Genomic DNA, 22,371 nt, shown 5'->3' on the forward strand with positions numbered 1-22,371 from the left:
CAACAGCCCGTTTCCGCACACGGGAAGACGTCGCCAGGTTCCTCGGCCCCGACAAGACCGAGATCAAACCGACGTGTTGATTCCCGGCAAGCCCTTAGGCCGACAGGCCTAAGGGACGTGCCGGGCGCTCCCTGTGGCGCTCCAGTGGTACAGCGTCATGGCCACACTGGTCGCGAGGTTGTAGCTGGAGACCTGGGGGCGCATCGGCAGCGCCACCAGATGGTCGGCACGCGCGCGCAGGCCTGCGGACAGCCCGCTGCGTTCCGAGCCGAAGGCGAGGACGGCCTCGTCCGGGAGCTTGGTGTGGCGGATGTCGTCGCCCTCGGGGTCGAGGGCGAACACCGGCCCGGGCGGCAGTCCGTCGACGGTCAGCCGTTCCACGGCCGTCGCGAAGTGCAGCCCGGCTCCGCCGCGGACGACCGTGGGATGCCAGGGGTCGAGCGTGCCGGTGGTCACCACACCGGTCGCGCCGAAACCGGCGGCCAGCCGGATCACGGCCCCCGCGTTGCCCAGGTTGCGCGGATCGTCGAGGACGACGACGGGCGCGGTGCGGGGGAGGTGCGCGAGCTTGTCCAGGTTGGCCGCGCGGGACGGCCGTACGGCCAGGGCGGCGACCGCGGTGGGGTGCGGGCGCGGGACCAGGCCCCGGTACGCCGGCTCCGGCACCTCGGCCAGGAGCGCGTCCAGCGTGTCCCGTACGTCCGGCGCCAGTTCCTCGGCGAGGGCGAGCGCGGCGGCCCGGTCGGCGGTGACCGCCACCGGGACCCCGGCGCCGAAGCGCAGCGCGTGCTTGAGGGCGTGAAAGCCGTCGAGCAGCACGGAGGTGCCGACGAGCCGGTGCCAGACGTCGAGGGGATCGGAGGCGCTCATGCCCTGGAGCCTACGGGCGCGTCACCCACGTCCCCCGCGTCCGTGACGTCCGCCGCGCTCTCCGGGGCACGCGGCTTCGGCAGCGTCGTACGGCCCGTGCCCGGGACCAGGCGTCCACGCGCGCGTGCCGCCCAGCCGCCGAGCCGGCGCAGGAACGAGGTCGGCAGGAAGACGGCGTCGGCGGCGATCATCGCCAACGAGAAGAACGGCAGTCCGAGGAGCACGGCGATCGCGGCGTGCTCGATCATCATGACCGCCAGCAGGACGTTCTTGACGCGCCGGTTGAAGAGGGTGAAGGGGAAGGCGACCTGCGCGGCGACCGTGCCGTACGTCACCAGCATCACCATCGTGCCGCTGGCCGCCAGCACGTCGGCGAGCGCGGGCCACGGGGAGAAGTAGTCGAGGTGCAGGGGGTAGTAGACGGCGGTGCCGTCCTGCCAGCGCGAGCCCTGGATCTTGTACCAGCCCGCCGTGGCGTAGATCAGACAGGCCTCGGCCATGATCACGACGAGGGCGCCGTTGTGGACGATGCTGGCGACGACGTCGAGCAGGATCCGGGGCTGGCCGGTCTTGGCGCGGCGTCCTGTGAGCCACCACAGGGCCTGGGCCAGCCATATCGTCCACAGCAGCAACGGCACGAACTTTTCGCCGTCGAGGAGCCGGCCCGAAAGGGTCACCGCGGTGAGCGCCAGGCCGAGCACGCCCCACAGGGCCGGGCCGACCCGGTCGGCCACGTGCTCTCCACGCGCGCGTGCCTCGCTTTGGAGCCGGGCCCGCCGCGCGTCCAGCGACCACACCTGGCCGCAGCGCGTGAACACCAGGTAGACGCACATCAGGTGCAGGACGTTGTCGCCGCCGTCGCCCATGAAGATGCTGCGGTTCTGCAGCGACAGCACGCCGACCATGAAGAGCACGGACATCGTGCGGGTGCGCCAGCCCAGCAGCAGCAGGAAGCTCGCCAGGACGGCCAGCGCGTAGACGGTCTCGAACCAGAACCCGCCGTCGGACCACATCAGGGCCGTGAAGGCGCCATTGCTCGAGATCATCTGCTGGGCGAGGTCCCAGCTCCAGGGGCCGCCCGGGCCGTACATCTCCTCGCGGTGGGGGAACTCGCGCAGCAGGAACAGCAGCCAGGTCACGCTGAAGCCGATGCGGATCACGGCGGTCTGGTACGGGCCGAGGGCCGACTCGGTGACCCGGGCGATGGCGGCGGAGACGCAGAGCGCGAAACGGTTCACTCGGCGTCCCCCTCGGTGCTCCGGGCCGGTATCGACCACCAGGGCAGCACCCGGTAGACGGGCTGGTCCGACACCTTCTCGTCGCTCCACCGAGGGGGGCGCACATTGGTGGTGCGCGAGCGTATCTGGAGGAGGTCGATCGCTTCGCCCTTGCGAGCCGCTTCCTCACGGTCCAGACGCAGCAGCACGATGCGGCGCAGATACGTCTCCGAGAGGGAGCCGCGCAGGCCCAGCGGACGGCTGTCGCCGCCGTGCGTGGCGACGAAGAAGTCCCAGGCCCGGCGCAGCTCGTTCTGCTGGGTGTGGCTCGGCAGCAGGTTGCCGTCGATGGCCCGGCCGTCCTCGGCGGAGAGGTCGTACCAGCCGGTCGTCCGCGTGCCGCCGTCCGCGGTGTCGAGCTGCGCACGGACCTGGACGGCGATGTTCTGCTGCAACGGGTTCGGCGCGAACAGCTTCCAGTTCTGCTCGAACTCCGGGTAGATCCAGTCGTCGATCGCCCTGGCGTGCTGCTTGGTCACCGTGTTCGACGGCGCCACGTGCAGGAACACCATGCCGATGTGCACACAGACGGCGACGGCGACGACCGCGAGCGCCACGGCGACGACGATCCGGTAGCGGAGGGAGAGGGCGGCGACGCCGGTGCGGGGGGCGGAGGGGGCGGAGGGGGCGGAGGGGACAAGGGATGGGTGCGACGGCTCGGCGGCGTGCGGCACATACGCCGCACGGGCAGACGGCTCGGGCCCCGAAGCGGCGGCGGACACCGGACCGGTGCCGGACTCCTGCTCGGCAGCGAGTGGCGGCTCGGCGTCGCTCGGCTGCTCGTGGGCACCCGGCTGCTCGTTGGCGCTCGGCTGCTCGTGAGCCGTGGTGTCGGCCGGCCTGCCGTGCGTCGGTGCCGGACCGGGCGAGAAGGCCCGGGGGGCGGGCGGACCGGCGGGCGCGGCGCCCGGCTCGCCCGGCCCGTGCAGGGCGTTCGAGCCTCCGTCGTGCACGTCCATTCCGCCCCGTTTCCGATTCCGGTCCGTCTTCCGGTGCCCCACGCAGGGCAGCAGCACCACCCGCGCACCGCTCGAACGGAACGGTACTCAGGCCCGTGCGCCCGGCACAGCCCCCTATGGACCCGCCGCGAAGGCCACTCCGGTTGTCCACAGGCGATGCCCGGGGACGCCCGCAGGTTATCCACAGCGGTTGACACCTTACGGCGCCCGTCTCACCATGGAATCGCACGAACCGAACGATCGGTCGGGAGTAAGCACCGGCAGAGCCCAGGTCGAAGGGGACCTCATGGCGACAGCAGCCGCACACCAGACGGCGCGCACTCAGGCGTACGACGGCCAGGCCGACGCCCAGGCCGGCGCCGGCGACACCGCCGCGTACGAGAGGGCCTTCGACGCCGCCGTGGCCGCGGACGAGCGCGTCGAGCCGCGCGACTGGATGCCCGACGCCTACCGCGCGACCCTCGTCCGCCAGATCGCGCAGCATGCCCACTCCGAGATCATCGGCATGCAGCCGGAGGCGAACTGGATCACGCGCGCGCCCTCACTGCGCCGCAAGGCCATCCTGATGGCCAAGGTCCAGGACGAGGCCGGACACGGGCTCTACCTCTACAGCGCCGCCGAAACCCTCGGCACCGGCCGCGACGAACTGCTCGACAAGCTCCACACCGGCCGCCAGAAGTACTCGTCGATCTTCAACTACCCCACGCTGACCTGGGCGGACGTCGGTGCGATCGGCTGGCTGGTGGACGGCGCCGCGATCACCAACCAGGTGCCCCTGTGCCGCTGCTCCTACGGCCCGTACGCGCGCGCGATGGTCCGCATCTGCAAGGAGGAGTCCTTCCACCAGCGCCAGGGGTATGAGCTGCTGCTGGCCCTGAGCCGCGGCACGCCCGAGCAGCACGCGATGGCGCAGGACGCGGTGGACCGCTGGTGGTGGCCGTCCCTGATGATGTTCGGCCCGCCCGACGAGGAGTCCGCGCACTCCGCGCAGTCGATGGCATGGAAGATCAAGCGCCATTCGAACGACGAACTGCGTCAGCGTTTCGTCGACATCTGCGTCCCCCAGGCCGAGTCCCTGGACCTCACACTCCCCGACGCCGACCTGCGGTGGAACGAGGAGCGCGGTCACCACGACTTCGGCCCGATCGACTGGACGGAGTTCTGGGACGTCCTCAAGGGCAACGGCCCGTGCAACGAACAGCGGATATCGCAACGCAGGCGGGCCCACGACGAGGGCGCCTGGGTCCGGGAGGCGGCCTCGGCGTACGCGGCCAAGCACAGTGCCTCCGGCGCCGGAAGGGGAGGAGAGCAGGCATGACGAACACCGACTGGCCTCTGTGGGAGGTCTTCGTGCGCTCCCGCCGCGGCCTCTCGCACACCCACGCCGGCAGCCTGCACGCGCCGGACGCGGAATTCGCGCTGCGCAACGCCCGTGACCTGTACACCCGGCGCGGCGAGGGCGTCTCGATCTGGGTCGTCCCCTCCTCCGCGATCACCGCGTCCTCCCCCGACGAGAAGGACCCGTTCTTCGAGCCGTCCGCCGACAAGCCATACCGGCACCCGACGTTCTACGAGATCCCGGAGGGGGTGAAGCACCTGTGACCGCACCGGAGACGACCATCACCGCCGTACCCAGGACGGCCGCCCTCGCCCTCGGCGACGACGCGCTCGTGCTCTCGCACCGCCTCGGGGAGTGGGCCGGCCATGCCCCCGTCCTCGAAGAGGAGGTGGCCCTCGCCAACATCGCGCTGGACCTGCTCGGCCAGGCCCGGGTGCTGCTGTCGCTGGCCGGCGACGAGGACGACCTGGCGTATCTGCGCGAGGAGCGCGCCTTCACCAACCTCCAGCTGGTGGAGCAGCCGAACGGCGACTTCGCCCACACCATCGCCCGCCAGCTGTACTTCTCCACCTACCAGTACCTGCTCTACGCCGAACTTGCCGTCGGCGACGGCCCGTTCGCCCCGCTCGCCGCGAAGGCCGTCAAAGAGGTCGCCTACCACCGCGACCACGCCGAACAGTGGACCCTGCGGCTCGGCGACGGCACGGACGCCAGCCACGAGCGGATGCAGCGGGCGTGCGAGACGCTGTGGCGGTTCACCGGGGAGATGTTCGCGCCCGTGGCAGGGCTGGACGCCGACCGGCAGGGCATGGAGTCGACCTGGTCCGAGGCCGTCGGGGAGGTCCTGCGCCGCGCCACCCTCACGGTCCCCGAGGGACCGCGGTCCGGGGCGTGGGCGGCCGGGGCGGGTCGCCAGGGCCTGCACACCGAGTCCTTCGGGCGGATGCTCGCCGAGATGCAGCATCTGCACCGCAGTCACCCGGGGGCGTCATGGTGACGACCACTCCGCTGGAGGCGGAGCTCCTGGAGCTGGCCGGTGCGGTGCCCGACCCCGAACTGCCCGTGCTCACCCTGCGGGAGCTCGGCGTCCTGCGCGCGGTGCGCGTCCACGGCCCCGACTCGGTCGAGGTCGAGCTGACCCCGACGTACACCGGCTGTCCGGCCGTCGAGGCGATGTCCCTGGACATAGAGCGGGTGCTGCACGAACACGGCGTGCGGGACGTCACCGTACGCACCGTGCTCGCGCCCGCGTGGTCGACGGACGACATCACGGACGAAGGGCGACGCAAACTCCGGGAGTTCGGCATCGCCCCGCCGCGCACGGGGCGGACGGCCGGGCCGGTCGGCCTGCGACTTGGGGCGACCCGCACCCTCGGCCCGGCAACCGATGAAGCGGCCGACCCCGTCCGCTGCCCGCACTGCGAGTCCGCCGACACCGAGCTGCTCAGCCGTTTCTCCTCCACCGCCTGCAAGGCGTTGCGCCGGTGCCTGGCCTGCCGTGAACCCTTCGACCACTTCAAGGAGTTGTGATGGCCCGCTTCCACGCGCTCCCCGTGGCCGCGGTCGACCGGCTCACCGACGACTCCGTGGCCCTGACCCTCACCGTGCCCGAAAACCTGCGCGAGGAGTACCGGCACGCCCCGGGCCAGCATCTCGCCCTGCGGCGCACGGCGGACGGTACGGAGATCAGGCGCACCTACTCGATCTGCTCCCCGGCACCGGCGCCGGACGGCGAGGGACCCCGCACCCTGCGCGTCGGAGTGCGGCTGGTCGACGGCGGCGCCTTCTCGACGTATGCGCTCAAGGAGATCGACATCGGCGACGAGCTGGAGGTGATGACCCCGGCGGGCCGCTTCACCCTCGACCCGGCGCCCGGCCTGTACGCCGCGATCGTCGGCGGCAGCGGCATCACCCCGGTGCTGTCGATCGTGACGACGCTGCTGGAGCGCGAGCCCGAGGCCCGGTTCTGTCTGATCCGCAGCGACCGTACGTCCGCCTCGACGATGTTCCTGGAGGAGGTCGCCGATCTGAAGGACCGCTACCCGCAACGGCTGCACCTGGTGACGGTCCTGTCCCGGGAGGAGCAGCAGGCGGGACTGCCGTCCGGGCGGCTCGACCAGGAGCGGCTCGGCGGGCTGCTTCCGGCACTGCTGCCCGTGGACAGGGTGGCGGGATGGTTCCTGTGCGGTCCGTACGGACTGGTGCAGGGCGCGGAGCGGGCGCTGCGCGAGCTGGGGGTTTCCCGTACCCGTGTCCACGAGGAGATCTTCCATGTGGACGCCGCCGCCCCGTTGACCACCGCGCCCGCTCCCGCGCACAGCACGGTGACCGCCCGGCTCGACGGCCGCGGCGGCAGCTGGCCGGTGCAGCAGGGCGAGTCACTCCTGGAAGCGGTACTGCGCAACCGTGCCGACGCGCCCTACGCCTGCAAGGGCGGCGTGTGCGGGACCTGCCGCGCCTTCCTGGTCTCCGGCGAGGTACGCATGGACCGCAACTTCGCGCTCGAGCCGGAGGAGACGGAAGCGGGGTACGTGCTGGCGTGCCAGTCCCATCCGGTGACGGAGACAGTGGAGCTGGACTTCGACAGGTGAGAAGCCGAAAGGCGTCCGCCCGCGGGCAGGCGGACGTCGGCAGCGTTCCCTTCTTCTAGAACCTGTTCTATCTTGCGGACTACGTGACGGACCGTCAGACAAGCGGGGCCGGGCGGAAGGACAGGATCGTGGACTTCACCTTCACCGAGGAGCAGCAGGCGGCGTCCGAGGCGGCGCGGGGGGTGTTGGCCGGCGTCGCCCCGGACGCGGTGCCCAGTCCCTCCCTCACCGTGGGCGCCGTCGCGGACGACTTCGACCGTGCCCTGTGGACCCGGCTCGCCGACGCCGACCTGGTGAGCCTGCTGCTGGACCCGGAGTACGGCGGGGCGGGCCTGGACGCCGTCGCGCTGTGTCTGGTGCTGCGCGAGGCGGCCAAGGTGCTGGCGCGGGTGCCGCTGTTGGAGAGCAGCGCCGCCCTGGCCGCCGTACAGGCCTTCGGCGGCGAGGAGTTGAAGGACCACCTGGCGGCGCGGGCGGGCCGCGGAGAGGTGGTCCTGACCGTCGCCGCGAGCGGCCGCACCGGCCACGACCCGGCCGAACTCGCCGTGACGGCACGGCAGGAGGGGGAGGTGTGGGTGCTGGACGGGGTGCAGACGGCGGTGCCGTGGGCGTACGGCGCCGACTTCGTCCTCGTCCCCGCGCACACGGCCGCCGGCCGGACCCTGCTCGCCCTGGTCCCCCGGGTCCACGCGGGGGTCGAGCTCGCCGAGCAGATCTCCACGACCGGTGAGCGCCTCGCCGAACTGCGTCTGGACGCCGTACGGATCGCGGAACGGGACGTCATCGACGCCGACGGCGCCTGGGAGTGGCTGCGGGACCTGCTGGCCACCGGGACATGTGCGCTGGCGCTCGGTCTGGGGGAGCGGGTGCTCGGGATGACCAGTGAATACACCGGCAAGCGGGAGCAGTTCGGGTTCCCGGTGGCCACGTTCCAGGCCGTCGCCGTACAGGCCGCCGACCGCTACATCGATCTGCGGGCCATGGAGGTCACCCTGTGGCAGGCCGCGTGGCGGATCGCCTCGGGGGCGCCGGGCGCGCTGCCCGCCTCCGGTGACGTGGCCGTCGCCAAGATCTGGGCGTCGGAGGGCGTACGGAGGGTCGTGCAGACCGCGCAGCATCTGCACGGCGGGTTCGGCGCCGACGTCGAGTACCCCCTGCACCGGTACCACGCCTGGGCCAAGCACCTCGAACTGTCACTCGGCCCGGCGGCGGCACACGAGGAGATGCTGGGCGACCTGCTGGCGGCCCACCCCCTGACCTGACCACCAGGCACCGACCGGTCCGGGGCCTAGAGGACGAAGCCCGGCTGCCCCTCGTCGGTCACGACGGGGCGGCCCGTCGCGGCCCAGACCTGCATGCCGCCGTCGACGTTCGCGGCGTCGATGCCCTGCTGGACGAGGTACATCGCGACCTGGGCCGAACGCCCGCCGGAACGGCAGATCACGTTGACCCGGCCGTCCTGCGGGGCGGCCTCGGTCAGCTCGCCGTACCGGGCGACGAACTCGCTGATGGGGATGTGCAGCGCCCCCGCGGCGTGACCCGCCTGCCACTCGTCGTCCTCGCGGACGTCCAGCAGGAAGTCACTGTCCTTGAGGTCCGTGACCTCGACCGTGGGCACACCAGCTCCGAATTGCATGCCTCCGACGCTACCCGACGCGGGCGCGCATCGGCCCGGCCACCCACTACCCGACCAGCCCCGCCAGTTCCGCCTCGCGCGCGGCGACGTCGGCCAAGAGCTTCTCGGCGACCTCGTCCAGGAGGCGGTCCGGGTCTTCCGGTGCCATCCGGAGCATCGAGCCGATCGCGCTCTCCTCCAGTTCCCGGGCGACCACGCTGAGCAGTTCCTTGCGCTGGGAGAGCCATTCGAGGCGGGCGTAGAGCTCCTCGCTGGGAGTCGGACCCTGCTCCGGGAGCTTCGGCCCGGCGGCCCACTCCTCGGCCAGCTCCCGCAGCAGCATCTCGTCGCCACGGGCGTAGGCGGCGTTGACCCGGGTGATGAACTCCTCGCGCCGCGACCGCTCCGTGTCGTCCTGGGCGAGGTCGGGGTGGGCCTTGCGGGCCAGCTCGCGGTAGAGCTTGCGGACCTCCTCGCTGGGCCGCACCCGCTGCGGGGGCCGTACCGGCTGATCGGTGAGCATCGCCTCGGCCTCCGGGGACAGCCCCGCGCCGTCCATCCAGCCGTGGAAGAGCTCCTCGACACCGGGCATCGGCATGACCCGGGCCCGCGCCTCGTCCGCCTTGCGCAGGTCCTCGGGGTCGCCGGTCCGGGCGGCCCGGGCCTCGGCGATCTCCGCGTCCAGCTCGTCGAGACGGGTGTACATCGGGCCGAGCTTCTGGTGGTGCAGCCGGGAGAAGTTCTCGACCTCGATGCGGAAGGTCTCCACCGCGATCTCGTACTCGATCAACGCCTGCTCGGCGGCCCGCACGGCCCGTTCCAGCCGCTCCTCGGGCCGGGGCACACCGGCGTCCGGCGTCGGCCGGTCCTCACCGGCGACACCACCCTGTTCAGCTTCCGGGGTCGTCACCCGACCAGCGTAGGCCACGCCGGAGGAAGCACCCCGGGCACACCGTCCTCAGGACCGTGAGCGCACCGGTCCCCGCAGGCCGGAGCAGACCACCCGCCTCCTCACACCCCCACCTCCGCCGCGATCCGCCCCGACCGCACCGCCGCCACCAGCTGCGCGTGGTCCGCCTCCGTACGGTCGGCGTAGGCGACGGCGAACGCGGTGATCGCCTCGTCCAGCTCCTCGTTCTTGCCGCAGTAGCCGGCGACCAGGCGCGGGTCGGCGCTGTGGGCGTGGGCGCGGGCCAGGAGCGCGCCGGTCATCCGGCCGTAGTCGTCCAGCTGGTCGGCGGCGAGGGCGGCCGGGTCGACGCTGCCCTTGCGGTTGCGGAACTGCCGTACCTGGAAGGGCAGTCCGTCGACCGACGTCCAGCCGAGCAGGATGTCGCTGACCACCTGCATGCGCTTTTGCCCCATGACCACCCGCCGGCCTTCGTGGCCGGCCTCCGGCTCCTCGAACCCGGCGCTCACCAGGTGCGGCAGCAGCGCCGAGGGGCGGGCCTCCTTGACCTGGAGGACGAGCGGTTCACCGCGGTGGTCGAGGAGCAGGACGACATACGACCGGGTGCCGACGCTGCCCGTGCCGACGACGCGGAAGGCGACGTCGTGCACCGTGTGGCGGGCCAGCAGGGGGAGCCGGTCCTCGGAGAGCGAGGTCAGGTACTCCTCCAGGGATGCGGCCACCGCCGCGGCCTCCGCGTCCGGGACGCGCCGCAGCACCGGCGCGGCGTCGACGAAGCGGCGTCCGCCGTCCTCGGTCGGCTCCGTCGACTTCGCGGCGAACCGCCCGCTGGTGTTGGCCCGCGCCTTCTCGGACACCCGCTCCAGGGTGCCGAGCAGGTCGTGGGCGTCGGTGTGGGAGACCAGTTCCTCGTCCGCGATGGCGTTCCACGCGTCCAGGACCGGAAGCCTGGCCAGCAGCCGCATGGTGCGGCGGTAGGCGCCCGCCGCGTCGTGGGCCGCCTTGCGGCAGGTGTCCTCGTCGGCGCCCGCCTCACGGGCGGCGAGCACGAGGGAGGCGGCGAGCCGCTTGAGGTCCCACTCCCAGGGGCCGCTCACGGTCTCGTCGAAGTCGTTCAGGTCCATGACCAGGCCGCCGCGCGCGTCGCCGTACAGGCCGAAGTTGGCGGCGTGGGCGTCGCCGCAGATCTGGGCGCGGATCCTCGTCATGGGGGTGCGCGCCAGGTCGTACGCCATCAGGCCGGCCGTACCGCGCAGGAAGGCGAAGGGCGTGGCCGCCATCCTGCCGACCCGGATCGGCGTGAGTTCGGGGATACGGCCCCGGCCGGACTCCTCGACCGCGCTCACCGCGCCGGGCCGGTCGCCGTCCAGGTCGAGGGCGGCGTGCGCGCTGCGCGGGACACTTCGCCGCAGCGCCCTGCCCTCTTCCTTGGGCGTGCCTTCGGCGGGCCAGTCGGCGAAGCCGCGGACCCGGGGAACCCGGCGGGCGTCACCGGCACTCTTCGCCGCCTGCCGAGCGGGAACCGCGTCCCCGACAACCGTCTCCGCACTGACCTCGGTCACAGCGACCGCCTCCCCGTACCCGCACGAACATCAACTCGTGCCGACCGTACAGCCGGTGGCCGAAACGCGTCAGACCCTGTGGACAACGACAACTCCACAACTGTGGAAAACGCCGGCAGCCCTCAGCGGCCCTGCCGCCGCACAAGCCCGTCGGCACCCGGACCCGGCACCCTGTCACCGCACCGGCAGGCCGCCGTCAGCACCCCGTCGGCCGCTCCCCCTCCGGCAGATACTCCTTGGCCCACTCCCCGAGCAGTCGCAGCGCCGGCGCCAGCGCGGCCCCGGCCTCCGTCAGCCGGTACGACACCCGCAGCGGCGGCCCCTCGTCGACCTCGCGCACCAGCAGGCGCGCCGCACCGAGTTCGGTGAGCCGGTCGGAGAGCATGCGTTCGCTGATGCCGGGAACGGCCCGGCGCAGGTCGACGAAGTACGCGGGTCCTCCGTTGACGAGGACGGACACGATCGGGCCTGTCCAGCGCTTTCCGAGCAGCTGGAAGACGCGCGTGATGCCGTCGTCGACGCGCTTGCACGCCGCCAGGTCATGACTCTGCTCCACCGCCATGCCCTCAGGGTACTGCCTTTCCCCACGGAGCTGAAAAAAAGTAAGTGACTGTGTTATCCATAGTCGAGTATGAAAAAGCAGCCTGCGGAACGCGCGTCCCGTGGGCCTTCGCACCGTCCCCTGGAGACCCCATGGCCACGCTCCTGCACATCGACTCCTCCGTCTTTCCCGACGGCGCCTCCACGTCCCGTGCCGTGACGGACGCCTTCCGCAAGGCCTGGGAGGAGCAGCACCCCGAGGGCACGGTGATCTACCGCGACCTCGCCGCGGATCCCGTCCCGCACATCACCGCCGACGCCCACACCGCCGGCTTCGCCGACCCGGCCGCGCACAGCCCGGAGCAGGCGGACGCCTTCGCCGCGCGCGTGCAGCTGATCGAGGAACTGGAGCAGGCGGACGCGGTGCTGATCGGCGCCCCGATGTACAACTTCTCGATCCCGTCGACCCTCAAGGCCTGGCTCGACAATGTGGTCCTCATCGGCCGCACCGCCATGACCGAGGACTCGAAGATCAAGGGCACCCCCGTCACCGTCGTCGCCAGCCGCGGCGGCTCGTACGCTCCGGGCACCCCGCGCGAGGGCTACGAGTACGTGCAGACCTACCTGAAGGCGATCTTCGCCGACACCCTCGCCGTGGACCTGCACTTCATCGTCCCGGAGCTCACGATGGCCCCGCACAACCCGGCGATGAGCGAGCTGCTCCCCCTCTTCGAAGCCTCCCGCGAGCGCGCCCTCCAGGACGCGTCCGCCAAGGCCAAGGAAGTGGCCGAGCGCGTCGCCGCATAGGCCTGCCGGCCGGGACGGGGGTGGGAGACCGCCCCCACCCGGCCGCGCGCCGGGACCACTTCACGAACACCACTTCACGAATGACAAGAACAAGAACCGCGACAGCGACGGCCACCCCCGGCCAAGCCACGCGGACAAGCCGCCTCATCCGGCCGACCAGGCAGGCAGACCGCCCCAGGCCCCCTCCTGCCGTCGTCCTCCTCCGTGTGCAAGTCTTCGCCGGAGCAACCTGAGGAGCAGGAGCAACCTGAGGAGCAGGAGCAACCTGAGGAGCAGGCGATGACGGAGAGCGCGAAGGCGGCGCCCCGCCGGCGGCACGCGCAGGCGAACCGGCGACGCATTCTGGACGCGGCGCGCGAGACGCTGAGCGCGGATCCGGAGACGACCATCGACGACATCGCCCACGCCGCAGGCGTCGCCCGCCGCACCCTCTACGGCCACTTCGCCGGCCGGGAGGAGCTCGTCAACGCCCTGGCCGACGAGGCGGTGGACACGCTCCGACAGGCGTTCGTCGAGGAGCGCAACTCCGCCGAGCCCTCCGATCTGGCCCTCGCCCGGTACATCCTGGCCGTCTGGGGCATCGGCGACCGCTTCCGCATGCTGATCGCGCTCGGCCGCCGGGACCTGGCCGGCGACATCCGCGGCGCCCTGACGCCCGTACGGGACCTGGCCGGCGAACTGCTCGCGCAGGGACAGCGGGACGGGGTGTTCGCCGGCCATCTGCCCGCGCCGGTGCTGGCCCACGTACTGGAGTCGGTCGTGGTCTCGATGCTGGAGTCGGTGAACGACGAGGCGTGGGACATCCCCGCCCCCGCCGCCGCCACGGCCGTCCTGCCGGCCGCCGGAAGGACACGGCCCGAGGCGGAAGCCGTCCTGCGGCACCTGCGCACCAACGGCTGAAGCCGGACACGGCACGGACCGGTCGACGATCACGCCCCCGACGTGAGAGTCGGTGGGATCACCGTGAGATACCTCACCGCCGCGCCCTCGCCGACGCAACGAAAAACGGGCCCTCACCGTGACTTTCGTCACTGGTGAAGACCCGTTCATCGGTTCTTCGCTGTGCGCGAGGGGGGAGTTGAACCCCCACGCCCTTTCGGGCACTGGAACCTGAATCCAGCGCGTCTGCCTATTCCGCCACCCGCGCATTGGGTGTGTCCTCAGGCCCCGTCCCCCTTGGGGTGTGGCGCCTTCCGACACGCAGAACATTAGCACGCAGGAAGGGGTGGGTTCACATCGCTTAAGAGCGGGCAGCCGCCGACCAGCACACTCTGCGTCCGTCCGCCACCCCACCTCCGATCCCGCCGCTACGTATCAACGCGGACCGGTTCACGTATCAACCTCGTACCGGTCCAGCCCCTGTCCGCAGGAGCCGGTCCGGGTCCACAGTCCGGTGCGGGACACTTGTCTTCGGCCGCCTCTACGATCCTTGGCAGGACGACGTCCGAGAAGAGTTCGAAGGGGTGCTCCGGAGGGAACTTCGGAGGCGTCGACACCGTCGACCGGGCCGACAGGGGGAACCAGCCGATTTACCGGCGCGTGGATACGATCAGTAAGCAGTACCAGCAGTACCGGGCAAGGCAGTGCCCGCTCAGCGGGACACAGGACGGCAGCAGCGACGGAGGAGGTGCCCCATGGGAGTCCTGAAGAAGTTCGAGCAGCGTCTCGAAGGTCTGGTCAACGGCACCTTCGCCAAGGTGTTCAAGTCCGAGGTACAGCCCGTGGAGATCGCGGGAGCGCTCCAGCGCGAGTGCGACAACAACGCGACCATCTGGAACCGCGACCGGACGGTCGTACCCAACGACTTCATCGTGGAGCTGAGCACGCCGGACTTCGAGCGGCTCAGCCCCTACTCCGGCCAGCTCGGCGACGAGCTCGCCGGCATGGTGCGCGACTACGCGAAGCAGCAGCGCTATACCTTCATGGGCCCCATCAAGGTCCATCTGGAGAAGGCGGACGACCTCGACACCGGCCTGTACCGGGTGCGCAGCCGTACGCTCGCCTCCTCCACCAACCAGCAGTCCCCCGGCAGCGCCCCGGCAGCCCCGGCAGCAGGCCGGCCGGCACCCGGCGGCTACGGCTATCCGCCGCCCTCGGCTCCCGCGGGCGCCCCGCCCATGCCCGCCGCGCCGCCGCCCGGCGGCCGCCCCGGCGGTTACGGCTACCCGCAGCCCGTGGGCGGACAGCGACCGCCGGCCGCACCCGCTGCCGCACCCGCGGCCGGCGGTCGCATGCGCCACTGGGTCGAGATCAACGGCAACCGCCATCAGATCTCCCGCGCGACGCTGGTGCTGGGCCGCAGCACCGAGGCCGACGTGCGGATCGACGACCCCGGCGTCTCCCGCCGGCACTGTGAGATCCGGACCGGAACGCCCCCGACGATCCAGGATCTCGGGTCCACCAACGGCATCGTGGTGGACGGGCAGCACACCACCCGCGCTACGCTCCGCGACGGCTCGCGGATCGTCGTGGGCAGTACCACCATCATTTACCGGCAAGCCGAAGGGTGAAGCGGGGGCAATGTCAGAGCTGACCCTCACGGTCATGCGGCTGGGTTTCCTGGCCGTACTGTGGCTGTTCGTGATCGTGGCCGTGCAGGTCATCCGCAGCGACCTGTTCGGTACGCGTGTCACCCAGCGCGGTTCGCGCCGGGAGAGCGGGCGGCAGCAACAGGCCGCCGCCCGACAGGCCGCGCCTCCGCAACAGCGCCAACAGGCGGCCGGCGGCCGCCAGCGTCGTAACGCACCCACCAAACTGGTGGTGACCGAGGGCACACTCACCGGCACCACCGTCGCGCTCCAGGGCCAGACCATCACCCTGGGCCGGGCGCACGACAGCACCATCGTGCTGGACGACGACTACGCGTCCAGCCGCCATGCCAGGATCTACCCGGACCGCGACGGCCAGTGGATCGTCGAGGACCTGGGCTCCACCAACGGCACGTACCTCGACCGAACGCGGCTGACGACTCCCACACCGATTGCGCCGGGCGCGCCCCTCCGCATCGGCAAGACCGTCATCGAGCTGCGGAAGTAGTGCCACGTCATGAATGAGCGCGAGCGGAGCGAGCACGCAGCGGCGACCGGCACCCCGGGCCCCGGCGCGCTCCCGACCGGAGGGTGGGCACCGTGCGGATGTACCCGGAGCCGACGGGCGAGGTGCGCATGAGTCTGTCACTGCGCTTCGCCGCCGGATCGCACAAAGGCATGATCCGGGAGGGCAACGAGGACTCCGGATACGCCGGTCCGCGCCTGCTCGCCATCGCCGACGGCATGGGCGGCGCGGCGGCCGGCGAGGTCGCCTCCTCCGAGGCCATCTCCACCATCGTCGCCCTCGACGACGACGTGCCCGGCTCCGACATCCTGACCTCCCTCGGCACCGCCGTACAGCGCGCCAACGACCAGTTGCGCGCGATGGTCGAGGAGGACCCGCAGCTGGAGGGCATGGGCACCACGCTCACCGCCCTGCTGTGGACCGGCCAGCGCCTGGGCCTCGTGCACGTCGGCGACTCGCGCGCCTACCTGCTGCGCGACGGCGTCCTCACACAGATCACACAGGACCACACGTGGGTGCAGCGCCTGGTCGACGAGGGCCGTATCACCGAGGAAGAGGCCACCACCCACCCGCAGCGCTCCCTGCTGATGCGCGCGCTGGGCAGCGGCGAGCACGTCGAGCCCGACCTGTCCATCCGTGAGGTCCGCGCCGGCGACCGTTACCTGATCTGCTCCGACGGCCTGTCCGGCGTCGTGTCCCACCAGACGCTGGAGGACACCCTCGCCAGCTATCAGGGCCCCCAGGAGACCGTGCAGGAGCTGATCCAGCTCGCACTGCGCGGCGGCGGCCCCGACAACATCACGGTCATCATCGCCGACGTCCTCGACCTCGACACCGGGGACACCCTCGCCGGGCAGCTCTCCGACACCCCCGTCGTGGTCGGCGCGGTAGCCGAGAACCAGCTCCAGCTGCACGACAACGGCATCATGCAGACCCCGGCCGGGCGCGCCTCCGGTCTCGGCCGCCAGGTCCCCGGACAGGGCGGCGGCGAGTTCGGCCCGCCCGGCTCCGGCGACACCACCGGATACATCTCCACATCCGGCTTCGGCGACTACGGCGACGACGACTTCGTCAAGCACCGCAAGGGCCGCAGGTGGCTCAAGAGATCCTTCTACACCGCGCTCGCGCTGGCCGTCGTCGGCGGCGGCCTGTACGGCGGTTACCGCTGGACGCAGACGCAGTACTACGTCGGCGCCAACGGCGAACACGTCGCCCTGTACCGCGGCATCAGCCAGGACCTCGCCTGGGTCTCGCTGTCCAAGGTGCACAAGGACCACCCCGAGATCGAACTCAAGTACCTGCCGACGTACATGCAGAAGCAGGTCAAGGCGACGATCACCGAGGGCGGTCTCAAGGACGCCCAGACGAAGATCAACGCCCTGGCGGTCCAGGCGTCCGCGTGCGAGAAGGAAGCCGCGCGTCAGAAGGCCGAGAGCGAGAACAACGCCAAGACCGGCGAAGGCGAGGCCGGCGGCACCACGGGAACCACTCCCGCCTCTTGGTCGTCCAAGGCCTCACCGAGCCCGAATCCATCGGCGCCGACCTCGCCCGCCCCGTCCACGACTGCGCCCACGCCCACCCCCGGCCCCAGCCTCTCCGACCAGGAGCAGAAGGTCGTCTCGCAGTGCGACAAGCAGTAGCCGAGCCGTGAGAGGCCCTGTCACACGATGAGCAGTTCTACCAACCCATCGACGCACCACACGTCCACGATCGGTGCCATCGGCACGCCGAGCCGCCGCAACACCGAGCTCGCGCTGCTGGTGTTCGCCGTGGTGATCCCGGTGTTCGCCTACGCCAACGTGGGCCTGGCGATCAATGACGAGGTGCCGCCCGGTCTGCTGGGCTACGGCCTCGGACTCGGCCTGCTCGCGGGCGTCGGCCATCTCGTCGTACGAAAGTTCGCCCCGTACGCCGACCCGCTGATGCTGCCGCTGGCGACCCTGCTGAACGGGCTCGGGCTGGTCGTCATCTGGCGGCTGGACCAGTCGAAGCGGCTCAGTAACTACGCCGCTGCGGCACCGCGCCAGCTGCTGTACTCCGCGATGGGCGTCGCCCTGCTGGTGGCCGTGCTGATCTTCCTCAAGGACCACCGCGTCCTGCAGCGCTACACCTACATCTCCATGGCCGGCGCGCTGTTCCTGCTGGTCCTGCCGCTCGTGCCCGGACTCGGCGCGAACATCTACGGCGCCAAGATCTGGATCAAGATCCCCGGCCTCGGCACGCTTCAGCCCGGTGAGTTCGCGAAGATCGCCCTCGCGGTGTTCTTCGCCGGCTATCTCATGGTCAAGAGAGACGCTCTGGCCCTGGCCAGCCGCCGCTTCATGGGCCTGTACCTGCCGCGCGGCCGCGACCTCGGTCCGATCCTCGTCGTCTGGGTGATCTCGATCCTCATCCTGGTCTTCGAGACCGACCTCGGAACATCCCTGCTGTTCTTCGGAATGTTCATCATCATGCTGTACGTCGCGACCGAGCGGACCAGCTGGATCGTCTTCGGTCTGCTGATGTCCGCGGTCGGCGCCGTCGGCGTGGCCAGCTTCGAGCCGCACATCCAGACACGTGTGCAGGCCTGGCTCGACCCGATGCGCGAGTTCCAGCTCAGTCGCTCCGGGGCCAGCGACGGCATCGTGCACTCCGAGCAGGCCATGCAGGCCCTGTGGGCCTTCGGCTCCGGCGGCACGCTCGGTACCGGCCTCGGGCAGGGCAACTCCGACCTCATCGGCTTCGCCGCCAACTCCGACTTCATCCTCGCGACCTTCGGCGAGGAACTCGGCCTGGCCGGCGTCATGGCGATCCTGCTGCTCTACGGCCTGATCGTGGAACGCGGGGTGCGCACCGCGCTCGCGGCCCGCGACCCGTTCGGCAAGCTGCTCGCCATCGGCCTGTCCGGCGCCTTCGCCCTCCAGGTCTTCGTCGTGGCGGGCGGTGTCATGGGCCTCATCCCGCTGACCGGTATGACCCTGCCGTTCGTGGCCTACGGCGGTTCGTCCGTCATCGCCAACTGGGCCCTCATCGGCATCCTGTTGCGCATCAGCGACACCGCACGCCGTCCGGCCCCCGCCCCCGCTCCCAGCCCCGACGCCGAGATGACCCAGGTGGTCCGCCCGTCATGAACAAGCCCCTGCGCCGGATCGCGATCTTCTGCGGACTCCTCGTCCTGTCACTGCTCATCCGCGACAACTGGATCCAGTACGTCCAGGCCGACGAGCTCAAGTCCGACAAGGACAACCGCCGCGTCATCATCGAGCGGTACGCCACGCCACGCGGCGACATCATCGTCGACGGCAAGCCGATCACCGGCTCCAAGGAGACGGCCGGCAGCGACTTCAAGTTCAAGCGCACCTACACGAACGGCCCCATGTGGGCGCCCGTCACCGGGTACGCCTCGCAGGCCTTCGGGGCCAACCAGCTGGAGAACATCGAGGACGGCATCCTCACCGGCAACGACGACCGGCTGTTCTTCCGCAACACCCTCGACATGTTCACGGGCGACGAGAAGGAGGGTGGCAACGTCGTCACCACCCTCAACGGCGCGGCGCAGAAGGCCGCGTACAACGGCCTGAAGAAGCAGGGCGGCAAGGGTGCCGTCGTGGCCCTCGACCCGTCCACCGGCGCGATCCTGGCGCTGGCGTCCTACCCGTCGTACGACCCCTCCTCGTTCGCCGGCAACTCCACGACGACCGACACCGAGGCGTGGCAGAAGCTCCAGAAGGCGAACAACGACCAGGACCCGATGCTCAACCGCGCCCTGCGCGAGACCTACCCGCCGGGCTCCACCTTCAAGGTCGTCACCGCCGCCGCGGCACTGGAGAACGAGCTGTACACCTCGGCGGACGAGAAGACCGACTCGCCGCTGCCCTGGACGATGCCGGGCACCACGACGGTGCTGCCGAACGAGGGCAACATCCCCTGCAAGAACGCCACATTGCGGGTCGCCCTCCAGTACTCCTGCAACACCGTCTTCGGCAAGGTCGGTTCCGACCTCGGCAACGACAAGATGCTCGCGGAGGCCAAGAAGTTCGGCTTCGGCGAGGAGCAGTTCACGCCGATCCGTTCCAGCGCGTCGGTCTTCTCCGACGACATGAACCCGTCGCAGACCGCGCTGTCCTCCATCGGCCAGTTCAACACCGCCGCGACCCCGCTGCAGATGGCCATGGTCGCCTCGGCGATCGCCAACGACGGCGCGCTGATGAAGCCGTACATGGTCGACGAACTCCAGGCTCCGAGCCTCGATCCCATCGAGAAGACCGAGCCGGAGAAGCTGAGCCAGCCGCTGTCGGCGAAGAACGCCCAGATCCTCCAGTCGATGATGGAGACCGTCGTCAAGGACGGCACGGGCAAGAACGCACAGATCGGCGGCGACATCACCGTGGGCGGCAAGACCGGTACCGCCCAGCACGGCGTCGACAACAGTGAGAAGCCGTACGCCTGGTTCCTCTCGTACGCCAAGCTCGCCGACGGCAGCTCGCCGGTCGCCGTGGCCGTGGTTGTCGAGGACGACAGCGCCGTCCGTGACGACATCTCCGGCGGTGGCCTCGCGGCGCCCATCGCGAAGAACGTGATGGAGGCGGTCATCAACAGCAAGCAGTGACCCCGATCACGTCCCCCTCACATCGGTGCACGTTGCGATACCGGTCCTGTATCGGGTGACGGGCTTGGCCAGGTCACACACGGCCATCCGGGTACGGTAGGCCCGGACGGCAGCCACCCGACCGCACTGATGTGCCGGTCGGGACCGACGGAGAGGGCTGGTAGGAAGCTATGGAAGAGCCGCGTCGCCTCGGCGGCCGGTACGAGCTGGGCCACGTGCTCGGCCGTGGTGGCATGGCGGAGGTCTACCTCGCACATGACACCCGGCTCGGCCGCACCGTGGCGGTGAAGACGCTGCGCGTGGACCTCGCACGCGACCCGTCCTTCCAGGCCCGGTTCCGCCGGGAGGCCCAGTCGGCCGCCTCGCTCAACCATCCCGCGATCGTCGCGGTCTACGACACGGGCGAGGACTACATCGACGGGGTCTCGATCCCGTACATCGTCATGGAGTACGTCGACGGCTCCACCCTCCGTGAGCTTCTCCACAGCGGCCGCAGGCTGCTGCCGGAGCGCACGCTGGAGATGACCATCGGCATCCTGCAGGCCCTGGAGTACTCGCACCGGGCCGGCATCGTCCACCGCGACATCAAGCCCGCCAACGTCATGCTGACGCGCAACGGCCAGGTCAAGGTGATGGACTTCGGCATCGCCCGCGCCATGGGCGACTCCGGCATGACGATGACGCAGACGTCCGCCGTCATCGGCACCGCCCAGTACCTCTCTCCGGAGCAGGCCAAGGGCGAGCAGGTCGACGCACGGTCCGACCTGTACTCCACGGGGTGTCTGCTCTACGAGCTCCTGACGGTCCGCCCGCCCTTCGTCGGCGACTCACCGGTCGCGGTCGCGTACCAGCACGTACGGGAAGAGCCGCAGCCCCCGTCCGTCTTCGACCCCGAGCTCACGCCCGAGATGGACGCCATCGTCCTGAAGGCCCTGGTCAAGGACCCGAACTACCGCTACCAGTCCGCCGACGAGATGCGCATCGACATCGAGGCCTGCCTCGACGGCCAGCCGGTCGCGGCCACCGCGGCGATGGGCTCCGTGGGCTACGGCGGTTACCCCGACGACCAGCCGACGACGGCCCTGCGCGCCGACGCGGGCGCCACGACCATGCTCCCGCCCGTGAATCCGGACGACGCCGGCTACGGCTACGACGACCGCCCCGACCGGCGCCGCCAGAACAAGTCGAACACCTCGACGATCCTCCTGGTCGTGGCCGGTGTCCTGGTGCTGGTCGGCGCGATCCTCATCGGCAAGTGGATCTTCGACGGCAGCAGTGCGGGCAACGAGCAGGTGGCCGTGCCCTCCCTCATCGGCCAGAGCGAAGCGGACGCCAAGAAGCAGTTGACCAACAGCGACCTGGTGGTGGGGACGGTCACGCCGAAGGCCTGCGAGGAGCAGACCAAGGGCAATATCTGCGACCAGGACCCCAAAGCCCCGGCCAAGGTCGACAAGAAGACCGTCGTCAACCTGGTCGTCTCGACCGGCGCCCCGAAGGTCACCGTCCCGAGCGTCATCGGCCTGACCCTCGACGAGGCCAAGGACCAGCTCACCGGCGACGACTACGAGTTCACGATCAAGACGGAGACACGGGTGTCCTCGGACGACCCGGGCTCCGTCCTCGACCAGGACCCGGTCAAGGGCGAGGAAGTGGAGAAGGGCTCCACGATCACCCTCACCATCGCCAAGGCCGAGGAGAAGGCCACGGTCCCGGACGTCCTCGGCAAGTCCTGTGACGAGGCCAAGGCCCAGATGACGGCCAACGACCTGGTCGGCAACTGCACCGAGGTCGAGACCGACGACGTCAACCAGATCGGCAAGGTCATCCAGACCACGCCGCAGGCCGGCACTCCGGCCAACAAGAACTCGTCGGTCAACATCCAGGTCGGCAAGGCGGCGGACAAGACGCAGGTCCCGAGCGTCATCGGCCGGACCGTGGGTGAGGCCAAGCAGATCCTCAACGCGGCGGGCTTCACGAACATCCAGTTCGCCAACGGCAGCGACCAGAGCGACACCGCGTTCGTGCAGCAGCAGGATCCGGGCCCGGGCAACGAGGTCGACGACCCCGCCGGTACCCAGATCACCCTGACGACCATCGGTGTCGGCAACAACGGCGGCAACGGCAACGGCGGCAATGACGACGGCGGCTTCTTCGGCGGCGCCACCGGAACGGCGGCCCGCACCGAGGACTGACCTCCTCCGCCCGGTACGCAACGAAGCCCCGGCACCCTCCTCGGGAGGGTGCCGGGGCTTCGCCGTG

General features: G+C 70.6%; 21 protein-coding genes and 1 tRNA gene. 14 read left to right on the forward strand and 8 right to left on the reverse strand.

Annotated features, from left to right (window positions below; translation table 11 throughout):
• Positions 1-108: 108 nt before the first annotated feature.
• The 3 genes from ACZ5XS_RS26635 to ACZ5XS_RS26645 are packed head-to-tail and all read right to left on the reverse strand — an operon-like array spanning position 109 to position 3,106.
• On the reverse strand, positions 109-870 hold the full coding sequence (locus tag ACZ5XS_RS26635; RefSeq protein WP_468655392.1) for a TrmH family RNA methyltransferase: 762 nt from the start codon (positions 868-870) through the stop codon (positions 109-111).
• Positions 867-2,108: an HTTM domain-containing protein gene (locus ACZ5XS_RS26640; protein WP_468655394.1), complete on the reverse strand. Its 1,242-nt coding sequence runs from the start codon at positions 2,106-2,108 to the stop codon at positions 867-869. Before ACZ5XS_RS26640 ends, ACZ5XS_RS26635 begins: the two co-directional genes overlap by 4 nt.
• Complete coding sequence (locus ACZ5XS_RS26645) at positions 2,105-3,106, reverse strand: DUF5819 family protein (RefSeq protein ID WP_468655396.1); 1,002 nt, start codon at positions 3,104-3,106, stop codon at positions 2,105-2,107. Before ACZ5XS_RS26645 ends, ACZ5XS_RS26640 begins: the two co-directional genes overlap by 4 nt.
• A 286-nt stretch (positions 3,107-3,392) precedes the next feature.
• On the opposite strand from ACZ5XS_RS26645, the gene paaA reads away from it, so the two are divergent.
• The 6 genes from paaA to ACZ5XS_RS26675 all read left to right on the forward strand — a co-directional run bounded on the left by paaA (position 3,393) and on the right by ACZ5XS_RS26675 (position 8,298).
• Positions 3,393-4,424, forward strand: coding sequence for a 1,2-phenylacetyl-CoA epoxidase subunit PaaA (paaA, locus tag ACZ5XS_RS26650; protein ID WP_468655398.1), 1,032 nt, complete (start codon positions 3,393-3,395; stop codon positions 4,422-4,424).
• Positions 4,421-4,708 (forward strand): 1,2-phenylacetyl-CoA epoxidase subunit PaaB, encoded by a 288-nt coding sequence (paaB, locus tag ACZ5XS_RS26655; protein ID WP_054242083.1) that lies wholly within the window; start codon positions 4,421-4,423, stop codon positions 4,706-4,708. The genes paaA and paaB overlap by 4 nt, the downstream gene beginning before the upstream one ends.
• Positions 4,705-5,442 (forward strand): 1,2-phenylacetyl-CoA epoxidase subunit PaaC, encoded by a 738-nt coding sequence (paaC, locus tag ACZ5XS_RS26660; protein ID WP_468655400.1) that lies wholly within the window; start codon positions 4,705-4,707, stop codon positions 5,440-5,442. The genes paaB and paaC overlap by 4 nt, the downstream gene beginning before the upstream one ends.
• Positions 5,436-5,975: a 1,2-phenylacetyl-CoA epoxidase subunit PaaD gene (paaD, locus tag ACZ5XS_RS26665; RefSeq protein ID WP_468655402.1), complete on the forward strand. Its 540-nt coding sequence runs from the start codon at positions 5,436-5,438 to the stop codon at positions 5,973-5,975. The genes paaC and paaD overlap by 7 nt, the downstream gene beginning before the upstream one ends.
• Positions 5,975-7,036 carry a 2Fe-2S iron-sulfur cluster-binding protein gene (locus ACZ5XS_RS26670; protein ID WP_468655404.1) on the forward strand — a complete coding sequence of 354 codons (1,062 nt, stop codon included), beginning with the start codon at positions 5,975-5,977 and terminating at the stop codon, positions 7,034-7,036. Before paaD ends, ACZ5XS_RS26670 begins: the two co-directional genes overlap by 1 nt.
• Before the next feature lie 128 nt (positions 7,037-7,164).
• Positions 7,165-8,298 carry an acyl-CoA dehydrogenase family protein gene (locus ACZ5XS_RS26675; RefSeq protein WP_468655406.1) on the forward strand — a complete coding sequence of 378 codons (1,134 nt, stop codon included), beginning with the start codon at positions 7,165-7,167 and terminating at the stop codon, positions 8,296-8,298.
• 26 nt (positions 8,299-8,324) lie between these two features.
• Here ACZ5XS_RS26675 and ACZ5XS_RS26680 read toward each other — a convergent pair whose 3' ends face one another.
• The 4 genes from ACZ5XS_RS26680 to ACZ5XS_RS26695 form a co-directional block, all read right to left on the reverse strand.
• Positions 8,325-8,654 (reverse strand): rhodanese-like domain-containing protein, encoded by a 330-nt coding sequence (locus ACZ5XS_RS26680; protein WP_217243052.1) that lies wholly within the window; start codon positions 8,652-8,654, stop codon positions 8,325-8,327.
• A 64-nt stretch (positions 8,655-8,718) separates the two neighbouring features.
• Positions 8,719-9,561 carry a J domain-containing protein gene (locus ACZ5XS_RS26685; RefSeq protein WP_468655408.1) on the reverse strand — a complete coding sequence of 281 codons (843 nt, stop codon included), beginning with the start codon at positions 9,559-9,561 and terminating at the stop codon, positions 8,719-8,721.
• A 101-nt stretch (positions 9,562-9,662) separates the two neighbouring features.
• Positions 9,663-11,123 (reverse strand): DUF2252 domain-containing protein, encoded by a 1,461-nt coding sequence (locus ACZ5XS_RS26690; RefSeq protein WP_468655410.1) that lies wholly within the window; start codon positions 11,121-11,123, stop codon positions 9,663-9,665.
• 196 nt (positions 11,124-11,319) lie between these two features.
• Positions 11,320-11,685 (reverse strand): winged helix-turn-helix transcriptional regulator, encoded by a 366-nt coding sequence (locus ACZ5XS_RS26695; RefSeq protein WP_468655412.1) that lies wholly within the window; start codon positions 11,683-11,685, stop codon positions 11,320-11,322.
• A 131-nt stretch (positions 11,686-11,816) separates the two neighbouring features.
• On the opposite strand from ACZ5XS_RS26695, the gene ACZ5XS_RS26700 reads away from it, so the two are divergent.
• Both ACZ5XS_RS26700 and ACZ5XS_RS26705 read left to right on the forward strand, forming a co-directional pair.
• Positions 11,817-12,470, forward strand: coding sequence for an FMN-dependent NADH-azoreductase (locus tag ACZ5XS_RS26700; protein WP_468655414.1), 654 nt, complete (start codon positions 11,817-11,819; stop codon positions 12,468-12,470).
• 279 nt (positions 12,471-12,749) lie between these two features.
• Positions 12,750-13,370: a TetR/AcrR family transcriptional regulator gene (locus ACZ5XS_RS26705; protein ID WP_468655416.1), complete on the forward strand. Its 621-nt coding sequence runs from the start codon at positions 12,750-12,752 to the stop codon at positions 13,368-13,370.
• 163 nt (positions 13,371-13,533) lie between these two features.
• On the opposite strand, the gene ACZ5XS_RS26710 is transcribed toward ACZ5XS_RS26705, so the two are convergent.
• Positions 13,534-13,617, reverse strand: a tRNA-Leu gene (locus ACZ5XS_RS26710).
• A 487-nt stretch (positions 13,618-14,104) separates the two neighbouring features.
• Here ACZ5XS_RS26710 and ACZ5XS_RS26715 point away from each other — a divergent pair.
• The 6 genes from ACZ5XS_RS26715 to pknB all read left to right on the forward strand — a co-directional run bounded on the left by ACZ5XS_RS26715 (position 14,105) and on the right by pknB (position 22,304).
• Positions 14,105-14,980 (forward strand): FhaA domain-containing protein, encoded by an 876-nt coding sequence (locus ACZ5XS_RS26715; RefSeq protein WP_468655418.1) that lies wholly within the window; start codon positions 14,105-14,107, stop codon positions 14,978-14,980.
• A gap of 10 nt (positions 14,981-14,990) precedes the next feature.
• The gene (locus ACZ5XS_RS26720) at positions 14,991-15,506 is read left to right on the forward strand and encodes an FHA domain-containing protein FhaB/FipA (RefSeq protein WP_217243021.1); all 516 of its coding nucleotides are present in this window, start codon (positions 14,991-14,993) and stop codon (positions 15,504-15,506) included.
• A 98-nt stretch (positions 15,507-15,604) separates the two neighbouring features.
• A complete protein-coding gene (locus tag ACZ5XS_RS26725; protein ID WP_468655600.1) occupies positions 15,605-17,164 on the forward strand; it encodes a Stp1/IreP family PP2C-type Ser/Thr phosphatase in 1,560 nt (519 codons plus the stop codon).
• A 27-nt stretch (positions 17,165-17,191) separates the two neighbouring features.
• Entirely contained in the window at positions 17,192-18,634 is a 1,443-nt protein-coding gene (locus ACZ5XS_RS26730; RefSeq protein ID WP_217243022.1) for an FtsW/RodA/SpoVE family cell cycle protein, read from the forward strand.
• Entirely contained in the window at positions 18,631-20,112 is a 1,482-nt protein-coding gene (locus ACZ5XS_RS26735; protein ID WP_468655420.1) for a peptidoglycan D,D-transpeptidase FtsI family protein, read from the forward strand. Before ACZ5XS_RS26730 ends, ACZ5XS_RS26735 begins: the two co-directional genes overlap by 4 nt.
• A 170-nt stretch (positions 20,113-20,282) precedes the next feature.
• Positions 20,283-22,304 (forward strand): Stk1 family PASTA domain-containing Ser/Thr kinase, encoded by a 2,022-nt coding sequence (pknB, locus tag ACZ5XS_RS26740; protein WP_468655422.1) that lies wholly within the window; start codon positions 20,283-20,285, stop codon positions 22,302-22,304.
• Positions 22,305-22,371: the final 67 nt, after the last annotated feature.

The organism is Streptomyces sp. NPDC033131 (assembly GCF_055578365.1).